Genomic DNA, 20508 nt, shown 5'->3' with positions numbered 1-20508 from the left:
CCGAAACAACCTGTACGCACAAAAAAAAGAGAATGCCTAAGCATCCTCTAAGTACTAACATTCCTAACATAGAAACAGAAACGTTCTGGTATGTATTTCTCAATAGTTAATCTATCTGTCATTTATCTAAATGAGTATCTGCAACGACCAAGATTTTCCCAGCCTTGATATCCTCTACATACTGTTTTGCTTCAGCCTTATCCAATCCAAAATCCATCAATGGTTTTTCCAATCCACCTGCACCTGATGCTGCACCTGCAGCAGCTCCACCAAATGTGGCAAATAACGGGCCTGCGGCCAAAATTGGTCCGATGCCAGGTACTGCAAGTGCACTCATTCCAATAAGTAGACCAGTTAAACCAACTGCCCCTCCCGCCGTTGCACCCGCTATAAATCCATCCGTTTTAGTAGGACTCACTTCTTCAATTTCATTAGACAAATTCTTACTATCTTTTGCCACAACTGAAATCTGATCGGATGTATATCCTTCTTTCTTTAACTGTTCAACTGCTACCATTGCTTCATTTTCATTATTAAAAATTTCTATAAATCTCTTGTCCATGGTATCTGCTCCTTTAAAAAGTAATGTAGTATACCATTACCCGTTAAAATGCTTTACTAACCATCATGAACTAGAATGCTTCTACTCTCTTATTTGACCTTGACCATATATAAAATACTTGCTTGAGGTCAAGGCAGGTAATCCCATAGGTCCACGAGCATGAAGTTTTTGCGTGGAAATGCCAATTTCGGCACCGTATCCGAATTCGAAACCGTCTGTAAAGCGTGTCGAAGCATTATGATAAACAGCGGCTGCATCTACCTTTTTCAAGAAGGTCGCCGCATTTGAATCGTCGTTGGTAAGGATCGCTTCGGAATGCTTCGTACCATAACGATTAATATGGTCGATGGCATCAGATACATCCTTGATAATTTTCACACTGATTTTCAGTGCTAAATATTCAGCGGACCAATCTTCTTCCGTCGCCATTTTGGCTGGTGAAAAAGCGGCACAGACCGTATCATCCCCAAATATCTCTATACCTCTTTCATCCAAGGCTTCTAATAAACCATGTCCATGGCTTTCAAACCAATTTTCATGAACTAGCAAACTTTCAATGGCATTGCACACGGAAGGGCGCTGAGTTTTTCCGTTCAAGACTACCTTCTCCGCCATAGCTGGATCAGCCGTTTCATCAATGAAAATATGACAATTGCCTGCCCCGGTTTCAAGAACCGGAACACTTGACTCTTTCATGACGGTTTCAATTAAATTCTTTCCTCCGCGAGGAATCAAGACATCTAAATAATCGTTAAGATGGAATAGCTCTTTAGCCGTTTCACGACTGGTGTCTTCAATTAGTTGAACGGCATCCACGGGGATGGCTGTACCCTCTAATGCCTTGTGGATAGACGAAACCAAGGCCTTATTAGAAGATTTGGCGGATGAACTACCACGTAAGATGACTGCATTACCCGTTTTCAAAGATAAAGTCGCAGCATCTATGGTCACATTCGGCCTTGCTTCATAAATCATGCCAATGACCCCAATCGGAACTCGTAGCTTTTTAATCAATAAGCCATTATCCTTTTCAATCGTTTCTAGTTCTTCGCCAACTGGATCTTTTAAGTCAACTAAAAGGCGAATGGCCGCCGCCATATCTTCAATCCGTTTTCCATTCAGCATGATGCGGTCCAATACCGATTCATTCATTCCTTTTTGGCGGCCCATATCTAGATCCTTTTTGTTTTCGGCCAAAATGTATTCCTTATCTAAGACCAGGCGTTGAGCTACTTTTTCAAGTGCCTCATTTTTCACTTCAGTAGACAGGCCGATCAGCTGATAACTTGCGCTCTTGGCCGCTTTTCCTTTTGCTAACACTTCACTCATATGCATAAACCCCCTTGAATTTTTTTGATTAAGCTTTCACCCATTTATCACGATGGATGACTTCTATCGAAGAAAGGACAAGCTCAGTCGTGCGCTTTCCCATCGCCTGCTTCAATTCGGAGGATGAGTATAGAACCTCTCCGCGTCCCAAAACACCGCTGGCACCGAACACTTCGACGACATCCCCCTTGGTGAAGTTCCCTTTGATCTCATATATCCCTGCAGGTAATAAGCTGCACCCTTTCGAAACTAAAGCCTTTTCAGCACCTTCATCGATGTAAATCGCCCCTGATACTTTTGAATGAAGGGAAATCCACTGCTTATTTTTGGTAACAGTCGTTAGGACCTCATTGCCGATATATGTGCCATCACCGTTTCCTTCTAGGATGGTAAGGAGTTTCTCTCTCCCCTCTCCGGATCCAATAAACACCTTAACTCCCAGGGAAAGGGCTGTCTGAGCTGCAATCAGCTTAGATTTCATACCACCCGTACCCACACTTGACCCCGCACCTTCAGCCATTTGCAGCAATTCTTCGGTAATTTCAGAAAGCTGGCCGAATCTGCTAGCCATGGGGTTAGTCTGCGGATTAGAATCATAAAGCCCGTTTATATCGGTTAGGATGATTAACTGGTTCGCATGGACAAGGCCGCTAACAAGGGCAGATAACATATCATTATCCCCGAATGTCAGTTCCGCAATGGATACGGTATCATTTTCATTAATTATCGGAAGAATCCCCCGCTCAAGTAATTCCATCAATGTAGCATAGGCATTTTGATAGCGTTCTTTATTCGAAAAATCATTTCTTGTTAACAAAATTTGCGCCGGGACGATCCCGAATTGGCCCAGTTGCTCCATATAGGACTGAATCAATAGACTTTGACCGACGGCGGCTGCCGCTTGTTTTCCTTTTAATGTAACAGGTCTTGTCGGATAACCTAATTTACGAAAGCCAGTTGCTACCGCTCCGGATGAAACTAAAACCACTTCATGTCCAGCTGAACGTAAGGCCGCTACTGCGTGAATATGATCGGAAAATTTCTTTTGGTCGATTTCACCTTGGTTGTTTGTTAAAGAACTACTTCCTATCTTTACAACGATGCGCTTCTTTTCCATCGATTTTTTCCTCCAATAACTATCTTAAAAATGAAAAAAAGCCCTTTTCATCCTCGAAATAAGGACGAAAAGAGCTCTCTCCGTGGTACCACCTTCATTGGATGCACATGTATACATCCCACTTTACCTAATAACGCCAGGGTTCGCGCCTATGTTTTGCATAGGACTCAAGAAGCAGGTTCTGCGCTTTTCTGTCGCGGGTCTTCCAGCTATAAACTCCGCTCTCTGTCACAGTAATATTTCGCATACTAATCTTCTCTCAACGTTCATTGTTTTAATATAGTATGCAAAATTATCGTCGTGATGTCAACAACATTCCAGGTGCCTTACTAAATCTTAAAGGGCCATTGCTGGACCGAAAAACTCATAATGAATTTTTTCGGAATCGACCCCTAGCTCCTTCAAGTGAGTGATGATCGTTTTCATAAATGGTACAGGACCACATACATAATAATCTGCATCCGCTTTAATATGATTACTTAAAAGCTCAACATCCATGTATCCTTGTTTTTCATAGTTTGGAAGATCTTGATCTTCTTTACTAGGGTTCTTGAAAACATACGATAATTGATAGTTTACTAGCTTTTGTGAAAGTCCTGCCAATTCTTCTCTAAACGGCTGAACTGCCCCATTCTCACAAGCATGGACCAATTGTACATCACGTTCAGACTGTAGGTCAGCAAGGGAATGCATCATACTCATGAAAGGCGTGATTCCAACACCTCCGCTAAGAAAGACAATTGGTGATTGTTTTTTTAAGTCCAGGGTAAAGTCTCCTGCAGGAACCGTCGCCTCAATACTATCCCCAACTTGAATGGCATCGTGCAGGTGGTTCGAGACCCTTCCATCAGGAGAGACTTGTGTTTTTTCTTTTTTGACTGAGATACGGAAATATTCTTTTCCTGGTGCATCCGATAAACTATATTGACGGTTGAATAAATACTGTTCACCTTGGATTTCGATGCGTACTGTTAAATATTGCCCAGGTAAATATGATGGGACAGCTTCTCCATCGGCAGGTTTTAAATAGAAAGAGGTTATGACTTCACTTTCCCGTACCTTCTTAATAACAGTAAACGGTTTGAAATCAGTCCATCCCCCATTCTGGTTAGATGCCTGGTCATACATTTCCTTCTCCATGTTAATGAAAACATCAGCTATGACACCGTATGCATCTCCCCATGCTTGAAGGATCTCCTCGGTAGCTGCATCTCCCAACACTTCCTTGATAGCAGCCAATAAGTATTCTCCGACAATAGGATAATGCTCAGGTTTCACAATAAGGCTTCTATGTTTTTGAGCAATTTGTTTAACTACCGGTAAAATCGTTTCAAGCTGGTCGATATATTTAGCGGCAGCTAGCACCGTGTTCGCTAATGCGTTTTGTTGACGCCCCTTTTTCTGGTTAGTGTGATTAAAAATATTCAATAGCTCTGGATGGGCTTCAAAAAGATTTTTATAAAAAACAGTTGTAATGGTAGTACCATGCACTTCTAATACAGGCACGGTGGATTTTATGATATCAATGGTTTTTTGAGATAACATGTATAGGCTCCTCTTTTAAAAAAACAAGTATTTTAAATACATGTTTATCTTAAAACCAAATATCGATAAAAGCAATATCTAGAATACTTCTTTTTAGCACTTTAGCATTGATGTTAAAAAATGTTCACATTTATGATATAGTCAAAGGGATAGAATGTGAGGCGAAAAACATGAGGCTAACGAGTTATTCAGATTATTCACTAAGAGTTTTGATTTACCTAGCTTCCCAGGAACAAAGCACGTTGACAAATATAAAAGAGATTTCTGAAGTCTATCATATATCGAAAAACCACCTGATGAAAATTGTCTATAACCTTGGTAAATTGGGTTATATTGAGACAGTACGCGGACGAAATGGTGGGTTACGGCTGGCAAAAAAACCTGATGAGATAAATGTTGGAGAATTGGTCCGTAAAACGGAGGAAGATTTTTACTTAGTAGAATGCTTCAAAGATGATGATAACTGTGTGATTTCTCCCGTATGTTCTTTAAAATTTGTACTTAATAATGCCTTAGACGCTTTTCTTAAGGTTCTTGATCAATATACAATTGCCGATTTCGTTGAAAATAGAGTAATGTTAAAAGCCTATTTCGATTCGGTAAAGCCAAAGGACAAAGAGCCCGATATTTAAATCCGGCTCTTTTTCTCATTAACTCATGATCCGCTCAATTTGTAATTCCTTTTCCATTCTTAAATCCACGAAACCTGCATCGGTTTTCATCAGTACTTTAAGAGGGTCATATGGGTTTATCATGATAATCGTCCCAATCTGCTGATTCGTCAGCATGACTTCTTTTCCCACTAGCGTTTCCATCAAGGAATTAATGAATACCAACAAAATTTCAGGATTGAATTTTCCGAATACATCTCGGTTCATTTGTTCGATGACCATATAAAATGGCATGGCCTGATGATAAACCCGATTTGAGGACATGGCATGAAACACATCAGCTATTGCTACGATTTTGGAAAGATAGTAAATATTATTCCCGTTCAGGTTTAATGGATATCCATGCCCATCCTCACGCTCATGGTGCTGAAGTGCCGTCAATGCTATAGAAGGATGGAGCCCTGGTATGTTCTTAAGTAGCTCGTATCCATAAATCGTATGCCGTTTCATTTCTTCATATTCTGCTAAGGTTAGTTTCCCCGGCTTGTCTAATAAACTCTCAGGTATCCTAGTTTTACCAACATCATGAAGGGTTGCCGCTAATGTAAGATTGGAGAGACTTTCACTCGACAATCCGAGCTTCTTCCCTAAATAGGTCGCTATGATCCCGACCCCTATATTATGCTTATACGTATATTCGTTTTTGGACTGCATTTCTTCGAATAAGTAGTAAATATCCGGAATCCTGGCTGCCTCTTGAATGACTGGGACAATTTCCGCTTGAATTCCGTCAATTGTCCTGCGTTGAATTTTCTCTTCTTTGCGTATGTCATCAAATATATTCTTTATTTGTACCGTAATATCGTTTATTTGGTGGTGTAGGTGATCCCCCATTTTTTGTTTATCATAAAGGTCACTAACTGACGACTCTTGGTTTTCTTTTGTCTTTTTATTCAGTTCTTCCAACAAAGAATCGATTTCGGGAATGGTAAGCGGTACTTTCCACTCTTTATTTAACTTTCCTTTTCTTTTATTCATAGCTCCACACTTTTCCTTCTTTTTCCCCATAATACCATATTATTCTATGTTATTGTGAAAAAAGTAGGATCCACTTCTTATACCTGTGTATCATCAACCAGTTTGTTTCCCAGCTCTCTTAATTTTTCTCCCACAGTACACTGTGATATACAGAACTTATGAGCATATGAACGACCTTTATCTTTTCGGAATTGTTTTTGCAGAAAGCAATCCTGGCAGTAAGATACAATCACCTCTTCTACTTCTTCATATATTTTTTTCCGATTCATCGCTATTACGACTCCTTTGATCAATAATTTCCAAATTACTAAAAATGGATTCACCTTGAAGAGCGAGTGTTGCCAAACGATCCGCTTCCTGATTCTCCTTCCGCGAAATTGGCTTATAGACCGGAATGATTTTCATCTTTTCCAGTTTCGCTTCTATGCGATCCAACCATTTATTTAGGGTCTCTTCCATGCATGGCCAATCTCCCGACAATTGATTCAATACAACAAGGGAATCTCCTTTAAAGGAACAGCTTTGATGATGCACACCCAAGTCTTCCATCCGATTCAACGCCTCATAAAATGCAGCATACTCCGCTTCATTGTTGGATTCCAATTGTTCAAGCTTTACATTCGAGCGATTGCGGAAGTGTTTTTTTCCCTGCCGATAATAAATGGCTACGCCTATTCCAGCAGTTTTTTGATCTTTTTGGTAGCCCCCATCAAAAAAGACCGTCACATCCTGCGGCTCCTCTTCAACCACTGTCAAAAGTTTCTTTAATTCTTTCTTCGTCCATGTTGTATCGAAATCATCCTTGAATTCTACGTCCTTCAGTCGGCCCGTTTTTTCAAGGTCGTCAGCTATGATTAAAGCACTTCCGGCATCAAGCCAATCTGAAGTGAAATCCGCTGAAGGTTTCCTGGAGGTTTTATATTTCCAATGCATGATTACTTTCAATGATTTTCAGCTCCTTAAAATCGCTCTATTTCATACGATTAAGTTCGACAATTTTCATACCTATTTTCCGTAATACCATCTATAATATAAAATATACTAATAAATATTCTTATAATATTCCTTTATAGTAGTTCCCTAAACAACACGAATTTCTCACTTTGGAAATGAAATATTTTTCGTTTCCAAAGTGAGAATGATATAGGAAACAAGTTTTAATCATATCATATTAATATTGTGTACTCGAGGAGGAACATCATGATTGAAGTGTATATAGATGGTGCAAGTGCCGGAAACCCTGGACCAAGTGGCGCAGGCATTTTCATAAATAATAACGGTGTGGTAGAGCGTCATTCAATTCCACTTGGCTGTATGGAAAACCACGAGGCGGAATACCATGCATTAATTAAGGCTTTAGAGATTTGTGTTGCCAGTAATTATCAAGTCGTCTCATTCCGTACGGATTCCCAGGCAATTAACCAGGCTATTGAAAAGAAATTTGCTAAAAAGAAATACGGGCCCTTACTTTATGAAGCACTTAAACTAACCGACCAACTAGAGTTGTTTTTCGTGAAATGGATACCAAGTATAGAGAATAAATCGGCGGATGAGTTAGCTCGACGGGCCATACGTCTGAATAAGGATCAACATGAAAAAGACTGCTGATGCAACTTTACTATTCGTGGTATTTATTTGGGGTGTCACATTCGTAATGGTTCAAAATGCGATCTCTTTTCTTGAACCCTTTAGCTTTAATGCTATCCGCTTTTTCATTGCCTTTCTGTTTTTGCTTGTACCATATTTTTTGACTTTACATAAAAAAGGGAATAGATACCATAATGAAACAATGTTGGCAGGACTTCATATCGGGGTTTGGCTTTTCTTGGGTTATGCCTTTCAAACAAAAGGGCTAGAGTTAACGACTCCTGCAAAGACAGGCTTCATTACGGGATTAAGTGTGGTGATGGTCCCCGTTTTTTCGTTGGTGCTCCTAAAATTGAAGCTGTCACGCAATATGGTTCTAGGAGTCGTTGCTGCAACTTTTGGCCTTTACTTAATGGCATTCGTTGACCATTCATCTGTGAATGTCGGGGATTTCTTAGTGTTTCTGTGTGCCATCAGCTTTGCCATGCAAATCATCACGACCGCAAAATATGCAAAAACCCTTCCGGCGCTTCCATTGACGCTAATACAAATAGGGACGGTATCCCTTTTATCCTTTCTCTCCGCCTTGATTTTTGGTGAGAATTATTCAGTAGTCTTCAAGGCTGAGGTCATGCTACAGACAGAGGTTTGGACGGCCTTATTAGTAACTTCAGTCATGGCCACCTCATTTGCTTTTTTTGTACAAACCTATTTTCAGGCCTATACGACGCCCACTAGGGTTGCCTTGATTTTTTCCATGGAACCTGTATTTGCAGCATTGACCTCATACATATGGATTGATGAAAAATTGACAGTTGCTTCTTTAACCGGTTGTGGATTCATTTTTGCCGGCATGATTCTTGCTGAACTTCCACAAAGAAAATCTATACCAAGGGAAGTCACGTAAATAGGCTGGACTTCTACTTACGAAGTCCAGCCTATTTAAGTAAACCTTGTTCTTTAGCGAACGCTACCGCTGCAAAGCGCGTTTCAATGTCATTTTGCTTTAGGTTTTCAAGGAAGGAGATATAAAAACTGCCATCGAACTTTTTTTGGATTTTCAAGGTCAATTCGATTGCCGTATTGACTAAAGTATCACTCGCTTCCGTATACCGTTTGCCAAAATAAATAAAGCCTATGGCATCATCTCCGAAAGAGAAACCTTTTCCTTCAAGAAATCTCACATATTCTTCAGTTGATTGCCCCACTACTGCATCCACTCCAACATTCATACTTTTTTACATCTTACCGTAAATTAGGGATTTTGCCTATCCATTTTTCGACAAAAACCCCTATTTAAATAAAAAGCGAATTCCCTATCATAAGGAATTCGCTCATTTCATTTTATATCATCCGCAATAGTGTTTTATATTCATGATCCCTGGCAAGATTTTGGACTTTCTCGCGGTCGAATCGATAGATTGCCTGATCTAAGGTACATGATATCGGAACATCACATTTGATTTCCGCCAGCTGCCTTGATAAATGAAGCATATCAAGAGCTGATTCAATCTTTGTCCGCTGTCCCTTCGTCAATGAAGCAACATTTTCCAAGATACCCTCAATACTTTGATATTGTATCAATAACTTCAACGCTGTTTTTTCCCCGATCCCTTTTACACCTGGATAATTGTCTGCAGTATCACCCATCAATGCTTTAAGGTCGATCATTTGTCTAGGGGTAATCCCTTTCCATTCAAAGAAACTAGTGGGGTTATGCACTTCATAATTGCCGTAACCCTTTTTTAGTAAGAGAACGGAAATGTTATCTTCAATCAGCTGAAGCATGTCTTGGTCACCCGTTAGGATTCCGACGCGACTATGATTGGCTGAAGCTTTTGCAATGGTACCGATACAGTCATCGGCCTCATACCCTGGAAGCCCTATATTAGGAATATCAAAAGCCTCGACCGCTTGTTTCGCTAATTCGAATTGTGGAATCATTTCCACTGGGGCAGACGTTCTGTTCGCCTTATACCCATCAAATAATTCATTACGGAATGTTTTACTACCCATATCCCAGCAAACTGCAATATGACTAGGGGAGAAATGATTTACCGCTGTGAGCATATGCTTTAAGAAACCCTGTACAGCATTTGTGGGGGCCCCTTTAGAATTAATCATAAACTGGCCTGTGACAGCCGTTGCATAAAAGGCTCTAAATAAAAGTGCCATTCCATCGACAAGCATAAAGGAAGGCTGCTGTTCTTTTTCATTCGTTAACACTTTATCACCTCTATCATGATGTATATCTATTTTACCATAGCTGTACACCTTTTTGAGGATTGTTAATTGGAAATAACTTAATCATCCTATAGGATTATCCGGGTAGGAAATCCAGTCACTGAAGCTTCCTACATATACCTTGACATTAGTGAAACCGGCTTCCTTCAGTGCAATATAATTGGGAGAAGCCGTCACACCTGAACCACAATAAACGATGATTTCCTTATCACCGCTAATACCCTCGAATGTTTTCTTCAGTTCATCCCTTTTCAAGAAATATCCCCCATCAAGAACATTCGTCCATACCTTATTGATTGCCCCCGGTATGTGCCCTGCCTTTTTATCGATAAGCTCTACAATTCCTAAGAACCGTTTAGTTTCCCTTGAGTCTATCAACACCACGTCATCCGGTCTCTTTTCGCTAAACTCCTTCACCTTTTCGTAAGAAGCCAAAATGGGTTCATGTATGTGTAGTCGATATTCTGCCTGTTTATATTCTGGTATATTGGAATCCGAAGGGTACCATCCATCCTTCCATGCCTGATATCCACCATTCAGGATGTAGACATTCTGGTGCCCAATATAGGAAAGCAGCCAAACGAATCTTGAAGCGAAGCTACCCTCCCCACCATCATAGGCAACTAAAATTGTATCGTTGGTTATTCCATATGATTCTAGCTTATTTTTAAACTGAACCAAATTCGGAAGCGGATGTCTCCCTCCATGTTCTTCAACCTGTCCAGATAAGTCTTTTTCTAAATCAAAATATACGGCACCTGTAATATGTTCTTTTTCGTATTCTTTACCGCCCACTTCTGGTGACCCAAGCTTATATCGGCAATCACAAATTCTGACATCCTCTAATTTGCTCATGGATATTAACTCTTCTACCTCTATTATATATCCCATTTTACTATCTCTCCCCCTTTAGAATGGACCAATTTATATGATTGAGTTCCTTCTCCATGTCCCTTCCCACCGGAAGCTTTGTTACATTCTCTTCCAAGAAGGGGAATGTTCCTTTCAAGACCTTAAGATTTTCTTCACTTGCAAGTTTCGGAAAATCTTCGTTTTTTTTAGCCATGAATATTGTAGTCATCCTCTTTTTCATATCTTCTTCAAGCACCACGGACTCCAGCAATTCCCACACATCTATGGGTGGTAGCGATTTTTTTTGGATTAGATAGTGTAACGTCAAATACGATCGATAAACTTGTACCCAAGTTTTAAACGTTTTAATTTCCGTATCCTTTTCTTCAGCCAATCGTTGAATATTGCTCATAATCATGCGGAGGTAATGATGCCCTAAAACCTTTTTGGAATAAGCTACATTCATTAAACTTAGCATATTTCTGCGATAGGTTGGCTCGTCGATAAGTTGAATGGGAGACGTAACTAACTCATAAACAGAAGGGTTACTCTTTAACATGAGCCGGGAGGCCTTGAACAAATCCCATCCTACGAGGTCTAAAGAGCCCTCAACCAACTGGATGGAGTCGACAGGCTTGCTTATCGATAAATAGGTTTTGACTTCATTTTGGACATAAATAAATCTGACATCGAAATCCGAACTTGATGATGATAGACCAAAAGAATGGCTGCCTGTTACAGCAGCCATCATGATTTTAATATGTTCACGCTTTTCAAGTTCGGACAAAAGTGAAATAAGGTTTTCTTTCATAAAGTAACCTCGTTTTCATTATTATTCTAAGAATTCATTTTTACCAATTTTTCTACAGCAGCCTCATAGTAAGGTAAATCTACCTTTTCCTCTAAAGCAGCACGTAACCCAGCAAACACATCGGCTATTTCCGCTTGGAATTTCTTTTGAATCGATAGCAATTCCTGATCCAGAATCGTTGTATATAATTCAAAAAGACGGGCACCCTGTTCTTTCACGTAAATTAAGGCAGGCTCATCCAAGCGCAATTGGATATCCTCACTCATTTTTACCTTTTCATTTTTTTCGAAGAAGCTTTTTGGATTCTTGAACTGAGCTAACTCTTTTTTGAATTCACCCGCATCCATTTGGTTAAAAGCACTTGTGAACTCAAGGGACTCTTTCTCACTTGGTTCATATGGTTGTAACGAAATTGTTTTTCGGACATTCTGGATCTGTTGGAGCAAACCGACTTGTTTTTCATTCAACAATTTATTGACAAACATCTCAGTCCTCAATGCTGTGGCACGCATTTCCTGTGATAGGTCGAATCCTAATGATTCGAGTAGGTCCTTTAAGGCTAACTTAAGGACCTGTTTCAAGTCCTGTCCGTCGTCCTTTATGACAGCAGGGTTGAATGATTCCTTGAAAAAGTCATTGAACCGGAAAAACACCCGTTGTTTACTATAGAAAGTCAATTCATCAATCTCTTTTTTCAACCGTAGTTTTTCGGCATCCCCTTTAATGACTTCCAAAATGCCTGTTATGGTCTGAGCCTCTTGCGCCAATGTCTCAAGGGCCTTTTGCTTGGCTTTCTCATCTTGCTTAGAGGCCGTAATAACATCACGCATTAATTCTTCGGTCCTTCGTACAGCCGCCTGCGCCGATTCGATTGCAAGCCCCGTTAAGTCATGTTCGATGAACGAATCGAATTGCAATTGAAATTCCGTTATTCCACTATCCTGAAGGAAAGAGTGCTTGAATGAACCAGGAAGTTTCTTTTCTGCCAAAGCACCTTTACTAGTAAGCGGGAATAGCTTTGGAAAACGGATACCGAAGCCATTCAATTGATCCGTAACATACTCCATCACTTCTTCCAACTCGTCAGTATTCTGGGCAAGATCGACTGCATTGACGATAAAGAACATTTTATCCATTGCAAAAGAATCCTTAACGCGACCAAGTTGGATCAGGAATTCTCGGTCAGCCTTTGAAAAGGGATGGTTGTAATAGGTCACGAAGAGAATCGCATCCGAGTTTTTAATATACTCGAAGGCAGCTCCAGTATGCCTGGCATTAATGGAATCCGCTCCAGGGGTATCGACAAGCACCATGCCCTGCTTTGTCATTTCACAGTCGTAACGTAATTCAATCAAATCCACGAGACATGACTTCGATTCCTCTGCTGCAAAACTCTTGAATCCTTCCAAATCCACCGTTATGACTGACCCTAAATCTTTTTGGTATGGCGGCATTCCTTGATGGAACGCACGAAGGAAGGATAGATGAGTTTTCCCTTTATCCACTTCACCCGCTTTTTCGATAATCTCCAAAGCTAGTTGATGTGCCTCACTCAGTGACTTGGCAGTTTGGCCAAACGCACTTAAAGCCAATTTCACATCCTCTAGGAGCATTTCTTCGGTTTTTAATTTAACAGTCGCTGTACCATGTGGATGTTCACTGTCCGAAGCCAAGATTTTATTGATTGCGGCAGTGGTAGGGTTCGGTGATACCGGTAAAACGGTTTCCCCCATCAATGCATTGGCGAAAGATGACTTGCCGGCACTGAAAGCACCGAATAATGCAACAGTGAATGTCTGCTTTTCGAGTCTACTCGCCTTCTCTGTTAATTCTTTATAGAGCGATTGGAAACCTTTCAAAGGTTGAATCAGTTTGGCTGCACTTTGTAAGTTTCTTGCCGTATCCATCAATTTTTCCTTACCACGTAAGTCCCCTTTACTCATAGAAGGGGTGACCGATTCGATTTGCACCTTTTTTTCTTCCATGGACGTTTGGGATGGCTTCTGTTTCTTTTCCTGATTTACCGCTTCGGTTTCACTCGTATTCATTATTTTAACCTTGATATTTTTATCTTCTTCATCCCATTGAGTCAGAAGTGCCTCAATATCACTTTCCTTGGCTGACTGTACAGTCTGATTAGCAATGGCATCCAACTGTTCCTTATGAGCGGCTATTTCACCGTGCATTGCTGCTGTAACCTTAAGGGCTTCTGCAAAATCAGCAAAACCTTCCAGCTCTTTATCAATGGATTCTGATTGTAAACCAATTCTTTCTTCCAGGGCGACAATCACTTTATTGAAAAATACATCCGCTTCATCACGGGACTTCTTTTTAATCGTGGAAGCTAGGTCATTGGTATAGTTCAATACATATTCCCCTGTAACATTGACCTGTGGTTTCAGAGATTTCCGGATATACTCTTCTGTAATCTCGATATGTAATGTCTGGGCATCACTTTCTAGCGTTGCATCATGTACTTCTGCCTCAGTAAGAGTCTTTACCGCCAACTCTTTAAGGTGCCATTCAAGTTGAGTCTTAACCTTTTCTTGCAAATCAGCTAAGAAGGATTGAAGGCGCTCCGCACGTTCAGCTTCCGTTTTTTTCTTTGCAAATAATAATCCCATTTTAAAATCGGGCTGGACGGATTCCAAGAATGATTTTCCCAAATCGCGAGTAGTTGCCGGCATGATATACGCGCTTTTCAAAATGACTTCCAAATCCTCGGCAAACTGGGCTTTTATCTTCTCCAAGCGATCCGTTAAAGATCCCTTTTCCTTGATTAGTTTATCCACTTGGCCTGTCAACTTTAACCGCTCTTCATTAGGAAGCTCCGACAGTACTTCAAATTCACTGGCATGTTCTTCTTCATACTGCTCTTTTAACCAGATAAGATGTCTTTCAACAAGAGCATTCGCAGATTGCATAATGGCGTCCTTACCATTCGACAAACCATTTTCCGCCATTTCATACAGAAAATTCCGTACAGTTTCAATTTCATTCTCGCTATTGTCCAAATCTCTAACAGACGTAAAAAAGATTCCATCAGGATATACATTCCAATTCGCAAAAGCTTCTGAAACCGATAATTTAAAATTCTGGAAGCTCAGCTCATTTTCATCATGCTTATCAATCATATTGATAATTAAGTACGTCGGTTTTTCCGCTTCTACTAATTCTTTCGTGAAAAGGAAATTCACTTCAGATTGGACATGGTTATAATCCATAACATAAAAAACGACATCTGCTAGATGCAAGGCTGATTCAGTCGATACCCTGTGAGCATCATCGGTCGAGTCAATTCCCGGCGTATCCATGATTGCACAAGAATCTGGCAATTGAAACTGATTGGAGCTAATGGTAATGGCCGATACGGAATCGCCGTCCTTGGCGAATTTCTTTACCTTTTTAAAATCATATGGTGCAGGAAATACTACCGGTGGCTGATGATGATAAAAGACCTTGGCATAGTCATCTCCTTTTTGAACTTTAACTGTATTGGCACTCGTAGGAATCGGACTCGAAGGCAATACTTGATCACCCAAAAAGTAATTGATCATGCTTGATTTCCCTGCGGAAAAATGACCACAAAAAGCAATGATAAATTCTTCTTTATTCACTTTCATGATTAACTGTTTCAGTTTATCGGCATTACCCGTATCACCTGCCAATTGGAATTTTTCATACATGGCAGTCAAAATCCCCAATTTAGACTGTTGCTTGGTTACTTCAGAAATCATCTTTCCATACCCCTTATTCTATCGTCATTTTGATACTCCTATTGTAAACGATTTCGTTTGTTATTCATACCGTTTGCTTGATGTTTTACTAGTAAAAGACGCCGTAATGCATTGGAAAACTCAAAAAAGCCCACAATTTTGTGGGCTTTCATAAGGCTTATTGCTTTACTGAATGCAGATTCTTACCGAGGTGAGGGTGTTGGGTGGTAACTAGCTTGATTTTCGTTATTTGACTGGGTTAAAGAACGATTCACCTTAGCCGGTTTTTGGATATTATTCAACACATGTTTCATCACAAATGTATATGTAGCGACTGTCAATAAAATGAATAACCAAATCATTACAAAACACCATCCTCTTTTATATTCGTACATTTTTAGTTTTAATTGTCATAGTTTTTCTTTTCAATACAACCATTGAGAATAATTTTCATCTTCATTTAGAATCTTATCACGAACGATAATCATTTTCAATAAGAAAACCAAACTTTTTATTATTTTTGCTTAAAAGCTGTAGAATATTCCGTATGTTCTTTTAAAGCCCTTTCTTCTAGTGGTATCCTCACTGACATCATCCAGACATTTAAAAGGCTGAATATCATTGCTGTATAATAAGCATTGAATAACAGTGAAATAACGATTATTTCAGTGGCCACGATGAGGTAATTCGGATGTTTAACATACCTATAGGGGCCTTTGATGATTACTTCCGCGTCAGGAACGACTATGATTTTTGTATTCCAATGCTTACCAAGAGACATGATCACCCAAACCCGGCCTACTTGGGCCAATAAAAACAACGATAACCAAATCGGCCAAAGGGGAGAAAAAGCTCTAGTAAATCCAACTACCTCAAATATGAGTGCTAAAAAGAAACTCAAGTGCAAGAGGACCATCCACCGATAATGGTCCACTCCATACTCGACTCCCCCAATTCTCTTCATCTGCTTTTCATTTTGCTTGGCGATGTATAATTCAGCAAGGCGCTGTAAGGCAATCAAGCCTATAAAAATCCCAAATAGCATCAGTTCCACCTCATTAATACTAATTCAGATGAAAATCCTGGCCCCAATGCAGCGGCAAGACCATATTGACCAGTTTGACCACTACGCTTCATGAATCTCTCCAGTACATACAAAATCGTAGCCGATGACATATTACCAAACTCTCTTAAAACCGCCATTGATTCCGCCGTCATCCCTTCGTTGAAACCTAACGATTCATGATAGGCATCAATAACCTTCTTTCCGCCAGGGTGGGCTATAAAATCCTTAATATCCCCAAGTCTAAGTCCTTCCTCCTTTAAAAAGTCTTCCACGTTCGGTTTAAGCCATTCCTTGATGATAGTAGGTATGTCTTTTGAGAAGATGACATGGAGGCCCTGGTCTTTCAAATCCCACCCCATCACATCCAATGAATTGGGCATAAGGGTGGATTGTGAATTCAAGAAATGCAGATGGTGGTCTTTATTTGATTTTCCTTCAACCTTAGCATCATCACCGCAGATCAAGACACAGCTAATTCCATCGGAAAATAAAGAGGTCCCAATTAAATTACTTTTGGAAATATCATTTTTCTGAAAGGTTAAGCTACACAGTTCTACACACAATACGATAACCTTTGCTTTCGGAAACGCTTTACAATATTCAAATGCGCGTGATAGGCCACTTGCCCCCCCGGCACAACCCAGCCCCCATATCGGTATCCTTTTCATATGAGAATTAAAAGGAAGTTCATTCATGATCCTCGCATCTATGGTTGGGGTGGCTATTCCAGTACTTGAAATATAAAAAAAGGCGTCAATTTCATTAGGATGAATCCCATTTTTCAAGAAATCAGTATTAGCCAAACACTTTTCTACGGCCTCTTTTCCGAATTCGACAGCCTGTTTAACATATACTTCATTTTTTTCTTGAAAAGTATGATCTTCCCTAAACCAATCCAGGTCATTGGAAAAATACCTATTTTCAACTTGGCCGTTTTTGAACGCCTGCAATAATCGTTCTATATTCTTAAAAGATGCACCGAAAATTTCGCGGGAAAACTCCATGATTTTTTCCTGTGAAAGTTGATAAGGGAGTTTTATGTGGGAAGCAGATAAAAGATATGACATGAATTCACTCCTTATTAAGCAATATATGGTTAAGCTTCCCATTCCCTTTGAATTTGATTCTAAAAAACCACGTAGTCTTAAATACGTATTTTTTCATTATTTTTTTCAATAAAATAGGTATTTCACCCTATAAATTTGATATTATAGGATTAACCATACAATCGGAGGAATTTAAATGGAAATCAGCGCTAGCATTACGAAAGTTTTAAACGGTACGATTTCAGCAGTGAAGTCCGTCCTTCCTTTTTCTTCGGATGTCCAGAAGCCTTCCCTCATTATGCAACCTTTTGAACAGGAATCCATCTCTGTACTTATTGGAATGACGGGTGCCGTTCGGGGTAGATTAATTATCGAAGGAACAAGTGACTGTGTAAGTAAAATAGGTGAAGTCATGTTTGGAATGCCTCTAGAAGGCGAAATGCTAGAGTCATTCGCCGCAGAGCTTGGTAATATGCTTGCAGGTAATCTCGCATCTTCCTTAGCAAATGATGATACCTTAATGGATATAACACCACCAACCGTCCTTGTCGGTCAAACGAAAATGTATGGCTTCAATCAAGCCATCAATTTGCCTGTCGTCCTCGAAGGGGCTGGAACCCTTCATATTATTCTGATGATTGAAAGCTAGTTTCAACATGAAAGAACCCCCTTACCTTCATATCTGGTAAGGGGGTTCTTTCATTCTTCTTTCTCCACGGAAGATTGATTTTGTACTTGTATGATGATGTTCTGAAATTCCTCTTTCCCACAGACAAAACATCTACATTCCTGATTCAAAATGGTCCGACAATGCATACAATATTTTTTTTCCATTCCTATCACTTTCTTTCTTAAACAGATACTAATAATATATTCAGAAAGTGAAGAGAGTTTCCTTTTTATTTTTTAAACCAACCATTTTAATTCAGTTATCTAGGGGACAAATAAAAACTGCCCCCCCACCGAACCGGATAAGGAAGACAGTCTCATTTTTTGATCATGTGAAAATAATCAGGCTACTTTTTGTCCTTCGATACGCACTTTCTTTACTCTCCCTTTTGTCGGGATAACATTGAAAATGATATTCAAGAAGATCGCAGTTAAACTTCCAGCAACGATACCATTTTCGGTTAGAATCTGGATGCCGCCAGGAATATTTGCGAACACCTCGGGAACAACCGTCACCCCTATTCCCATACCTACTGAACAGGCAATGATCAATAAATTTTCCTGGGAGGAAAAATCCACCCTGCTCAGCATTTTAATTCCCGCTGCAATCACCATCCCGAACATGGCTACCATCGCGCCTCCTAAAACGGATGGAGGAATGATCGTTGTGAACGCACCTATTTTAGGTACGAAACCAATTAATATGAGCATGCTCGCAGCTACATAAATGACATTTCTTGTTTTGATGCCCGATAATTGAATCAGGCCCACATTTTGCGAAAAAGCCGTATATGGAAATGCATTAAACAGACCACCGATTATACTGGCCAATCCTTCCGAACGATACCCCCGCGCCAAGTCATCTTCAGAAATTTCTTTATCTGTGATTTCCCCCAAAGCATAGTAAACACCTGTTGATTCCACTAAACTTACTACAGCAACCAGGGTCATGGTTATGATGGCCGTGATATTAAACTCAGGAAAACCGAAATAGAAAAAATGTGGCATATGAAGCCATGAAGCGCCCTCTACGGCACTGAATTCTACTTTACCCATGAAGAAAGCCACAAATGTCCCAAAGAATAATCCAAGTAAAATAGCAATGGACCTGGCAAAGCCCGTTGAGAACTTATACATCAAAATGATGAATAGCAACGTTCCAAAACCAAGGGCTACATTATTCAAGGAACCAAAATCAACCGCTCCTTGTCCGCCCCCCAGATTATTAATGGCCACTGGAATGAGCGTAATTCCAATGATTGTAACTACCGATCCTGTTACAACAGGCGGGAAGAACCTCGATAGCTTCCCAAAAAACTTACTGATCAAAACCACAATCAAACCTGAAACCAGAATGGCCCCATAAATGCTATTCATCCCATACTGAGTACCAATTGCAATCATCGGACTTACTGCGGTGAAAGTACAACCAAGTACTACAGGAAGGCCAATCCCAAAATATTTCATTTTTACGACTTGCAATAAAGTCGCAATACCACACATTAAAATGTCGATTGAAACTAAATAGGTCAACTGTGTCGAGTTCAATCCCATAGCACCACCAACAATAAGGGGGATAACAATGGCACCAGCATACATTGCAAGAACGTGTTGTAACCCTAACGATGCAACTTTCAATGGGGATTGATTTTCAGACATGAACGATAGCTCCTTCCCGCTCCTCAATGAATGTTATTTGGCCTACGTTCAACTCCTTGATCCTTGCTAAGGATTCAACTTGGAAACCTTGGTCCCTAAGATCTTTGCCACCACTTTGGAAAGCTTTCTCTATAACGATTCCTATACCGACCACTTCAGCGCCTACCTGTTTACAAATATCCGCCAACCCCCGGGCAGCCTGTCCAACAGCTAAAAAGTCATCGATTATTAAGACTTTATCACCGGCTTTAATATACTTATCCGATACGGAAATAGTATTGGTTTCTTTTTTAGTAAAGGAATGAACCGATGCCGTCACTAGCCCCTCAGTCAATGTAAGGGATTTACGTTTACGAGCAAAAATTAATGGAACATCCAATTCCAAAGCTGCCATAAGACCTGGTCCAATCCCCGAAGATTCAATCGTAAGCACCTTTGTTATCTCTTTATGTGCAAATCGTTTTACAAATTCTTTACCGATTTCTTTCATTAGCACAGGATCCATTTGGTGGTTCAAGAATGAATCCACTTTTAAAATGTCTTTAGATAACGCTTGCCCCTCTGACAATATTTTTTCTTTTAATAGTTGCATGAAGATTCCTCCCAATCTAAGATGATTGATTATTTTAAGTCATGTCATTGTTTCCTGGTAAATG

The 20508-nt window shown here is 40.0% G+C and carries 21 protein-coding genes and 1 other annotated feature; of the genes, 4 read left to right on the top strand and 17 right to left on the bottom strand.

Going from position 1 to position 20508, the window contains the following annotated elements; genetic code table 11:
- Positions 1-118: 118 nt before the first annotated feature.
- The 4 genes from ACQKL0_RS08450 to hmpA all read right to left on the bottom strand — a co-directional run bounded on the left by ACQKL0_RS08450 (position 119) and on the right by hmpA (position 4553).
- Positions 119-562: a general stress protein gene (locus tag ACQKL0_RS08450; protein ID WP_402869047.1), complete on the bottom strand. Its 444-nt coding sequence runs from the start codon at positions 560-562 to the stop codon at positions 119-121.
- An 81-nt stretch (positions 563-643) separates the two neighbouring features.
- Entirely contained in the window at positions 644-1891 is a 1248-nt protein-coding gene (locus tag ACQKL0_RS08445; protein ID WP_427686962.1) for a glutamate-5-semialdehyde dehydrogenase, read from the bottom strand.
- A gap of 28 nt (positions 1892-1919) precedes the next feature.
- On the bottom strand, positions 1920-3008 hold the full coding sequence (proB, locus tag ACQKL0_RS08440; protein ID WP_402869051.1) for a glutamate 5-kinase: 1089 nt from the start codon (positions 3006-3008) through the stop codon (positions 1920-1922).
- Between the two features lie 57 nt (positions 3009-3065).
- Positions 3066-3280, bottom strand: a binding site (T-box leader).
- 64 nt (positions 3281-3344) lie between these two features.
- Complete coding sequence (gene hmpA, locus ACQKL0_RS08435) at positions 3345-4553, bottom strand: NO-inducible flavohemoprotein (RefSeq protein ID WP_427686960.1); 1209 nt, start codon at positions 4551-4553, stop codon at positions 3345-3347.
- A 170-nt stretch (positions 4554-4723) separates the two neighbouring features.
- On the opposite strand from hmpA, the gene ACQKL0_RS08430 reads away from it, so the two are divergent.
- On the top strand, positions 4724-5185 hold the full coding sequence (locus ACQKL0_RS08430; RefSeq protein WP_402869867.1) for an RrF2 family transcriptional regulator: 462 nt from the start codon (positions 4724-4726) through the stop codon (positions 5183-5185).
- An 18-nt stretch (positions 5186-5203) separates the two neighbouring features.
- Here the strand turns inward: ACQKL0_RS08430 and ACQKL0_RS08425 are convergent, their stop codons facing one another.
- The 3 genes from ACQKL0_RS08425 to ACQKL0_RS08415 form a co-directional block, all read right to left on the bottom strand.
- Positions 5204-6202 carry an HD-GYP domain-containing protein gene (locus ACQKL0_RS08425; RefSeq protein ID WP_402988097.1) on the bottom strand — a complete coding sequence of 333 codons (999 nt, stop codon included), beginning with the start codon at positions 6200-6202 and terminating at the stop codon, positions 5204-5206.
- 77 nt (positions 6203-6279) lie between these two features.
- A complete protein-coding gene (locus ACQKL0_RS08420; RefSeq protein ID WP_402869055.1) occupies positions 6280-6471 on the bottom strand; it encodes a zinc-finger domain-containing protein in 192 nt (63 codons plus the stop codon).
- Complete coding sequence (locus ACQKL0_RS08415) at positions 6449-7147, bottom strand: ribonuclease H family protein (protein ID WP_402869057.1); 699 nt, start codon at positions 7145-7147, stop codon at positions 6449-6451. The genes ACQKL0_RS08420 and ACQKL0_RS08415 overlap by 23 nt, the downstream gene beginning before the upstream one ends.
- A gap of 255 nt (positions 7148-7402) precedes the next feature.
- On the opposite strand from ACQKL0_RS08415, the gene ACQKL0_RS08410 reads away from it, so the two are divergent.
- Together ACQKL0_RS08410 and ACQKL0_RS08405 are read left to right on the top strand one after the other, a co-directional pair.
- On the top strand, positions 7403-7810 hold the full coding sequence (locus tag ACQKL0_RS08410) for a reverse transcriptase-like protein (RefSeq protein WP_402869059.1): 408 nt from the start codon (positions 7403-7405) through the stop codon (positions 7808-7810).
- The gene (locus tag ACQKL0_RS08405) at positions 7794-8696 is read left to right on the top strand and encodes a DMT family transporter (protein ID WP_427686958.1); all 903 of its coding nucleotides are present in this window, start codon (positions 7794-7796) and stop codon (positions 8694-8696) included. The genes ACQKL0_RS08410 and ACQKL0_RS08405 overlap by 17 nt, the downstream gene beginning before the upstream one ends.
- 31 nt (positions 8697-8727) lie before the next feature.
- Here the strand turns inward: ACQKL0_RS08405 and ACQKL0_RS08400 are convergent, their stop codons facing one another.
- The 8 genes from ACQKL0_RS08400 to ACQKL0_RS08365 form a co-directional block, all read right to left on the bottom strand.
- Positions 8728-9021 (bottom strand): DUF6123 family protein, encoded by a 294-nt coding sequence (locus ACQKL0_RS08400; protein WP_402988092.1) that lies wholly within the window; start codon positions 9019-9021, stop codon positions 8728-8730.
- 112 nt (positions 9022-9133) lie between these two features.
- Entirely contained in the window at positions 9134-9979 is an 846-nt protein-coding gene (locus ACQKL0_RS08395) for a 5'-3' exonuclease (RefSeq protein WP_402988796.1), read from the bottom strand.
- 117 nt (positions 9980-10096) lie between these two features.
- Positions 10097-10924 carry a sulfurtransferase gene (locus tag ACQKL0_RS08390; RefSeq protein ID WP_427686956.1) on the bottom strand — a complete coding sequence of 276 codons (828 nt, stop codon included), beginning with the start codon at positions 10922-10924 and terminating at the stop codon, positions 10097-10099.
- Between the two features lie 4 nt (positions 10925-10928).
- Positions 10929-11696, bottom strand: coding sequence for a DNA polymerase beta superfamily protein (locus ACQKL0_RS08385; protein ID WP_402988089.1), 768 nt, complete (start codon positions 11694-11696; stop codon positions 10929-10931).
- A 26-nt stretch (positions 11697-11722) separates the two neighbouring features.
- Positions 11723-15433 carry a dynamin family protein gene (locus ACQKL0_RS08380; protein ID WP_427686954.1) on the bottom strand — a complete coding sequence of 1237 codons (3711 nt, stop codon included), beginning with the start codon at positions 15431-15433 and terminating at the stop codon, positions 11723-11725.
- A 182-nt stretch (positions 15434-15615) separates the two neighbouring features.
- Positions 15616-15774: a hypothetical protein gene (locus ACQKL0_RS08375; protein ID WP_402988084.1), complete on the bottom strand. Its 159-nt coding sequence runs from the start codon at positions 15772-15774 to the stop codon at positions 15616-15618.
- 152 nt (positions 15775-15926) lie between these two features.
- Positions 15927-16457, bottom strand: coding sequence for an isoprenylcysteine carboxyl methyltransferase family protein (locus ACQKL0_RS08370; protein WP_402869069.1), 531 nt, complete (start codon positions 16455-16457; stop codon positions 15927-15929).
- Positions 16457-17545, bottom strand: a complete 1089-nt coding sequence (locus ACQKL0_RS08365) for a type III polyketide synthase (RefSeq protein ID WP_402869071.1) — start codon at positions 17543-17545, stop codon at positions 16457-16459. Before ACQKL0_RS08365 ends, ACQKL0_RS08370 begins: the two co-directional genes overlap by 1 nt.
- A 175-nt stretch (positions 17546-17720) precedes the next feature.
- Here ACQKL0_RS08365 and ACQKL0_RS08360 point away from each other — a divergent pair, with 175 nt between their 5' ends.
- Positions 17721-18173, top strand: a complete 453-nt coding sequence (locus ACQKL0_RS08360; RefSeq protein ID WP_402988082.1) for a chemotaxis protein CheX — start codon at positions 17721-17723, stop codon at positions 18171-18173.
- A gap of 362 nt (positions 18174-18535) precedes the next feature.
- Here ACQKL0_RS08360 and ACQKL0_RS08355 read toward each other — a convergent pair whose 3' ends face one another.
- Together ACQKL0_RS08355 and ACQKL0_RS08350 are read right to left on the bottom strand one after the other, a co-directional pair.
- Positions 18536-19852, bottom strand: a complete 1317-nt coding sequence (locus ACQKL0_RS08355) for a nucleobase:cation symporter-2 family protein (protein WP_402869074.1) — start codon at positions 19850-19852, stop codon at positions 18536-18538.
- The gene (locus ACQKL0_RS08350) at positions 19845-20444 is read right to left on the bottom strand and encodes a xanthine phosphoribosyltransferase (RefSeq protein WP_402869076.1); all 600 of its coding nucleotides are present in this window, start codon (positions 20442-20444) and stop codon (positions 19845-19847) included. Before ACQKL0_RS08350 ends, ACQKL0_RS08355 begins: the two co-directional genes overlap by 8 nt.
- Positions 20445-20508: the final 64 nt, after the last annotated feature.

Origin of the sequence: Peribacillus sp. NPDC097264 (genome assembly GCF_050277925.1) — a bacterium.
Lineage (GTDB): Bacteria > Bacillota > Bacilli > Bacillales > DSM-1321 > Peribacillus.
Note: the sequence above shows the minus strand (reverse complement) of the source record. Positions and strands in the feature narration are given on the sequence as shown.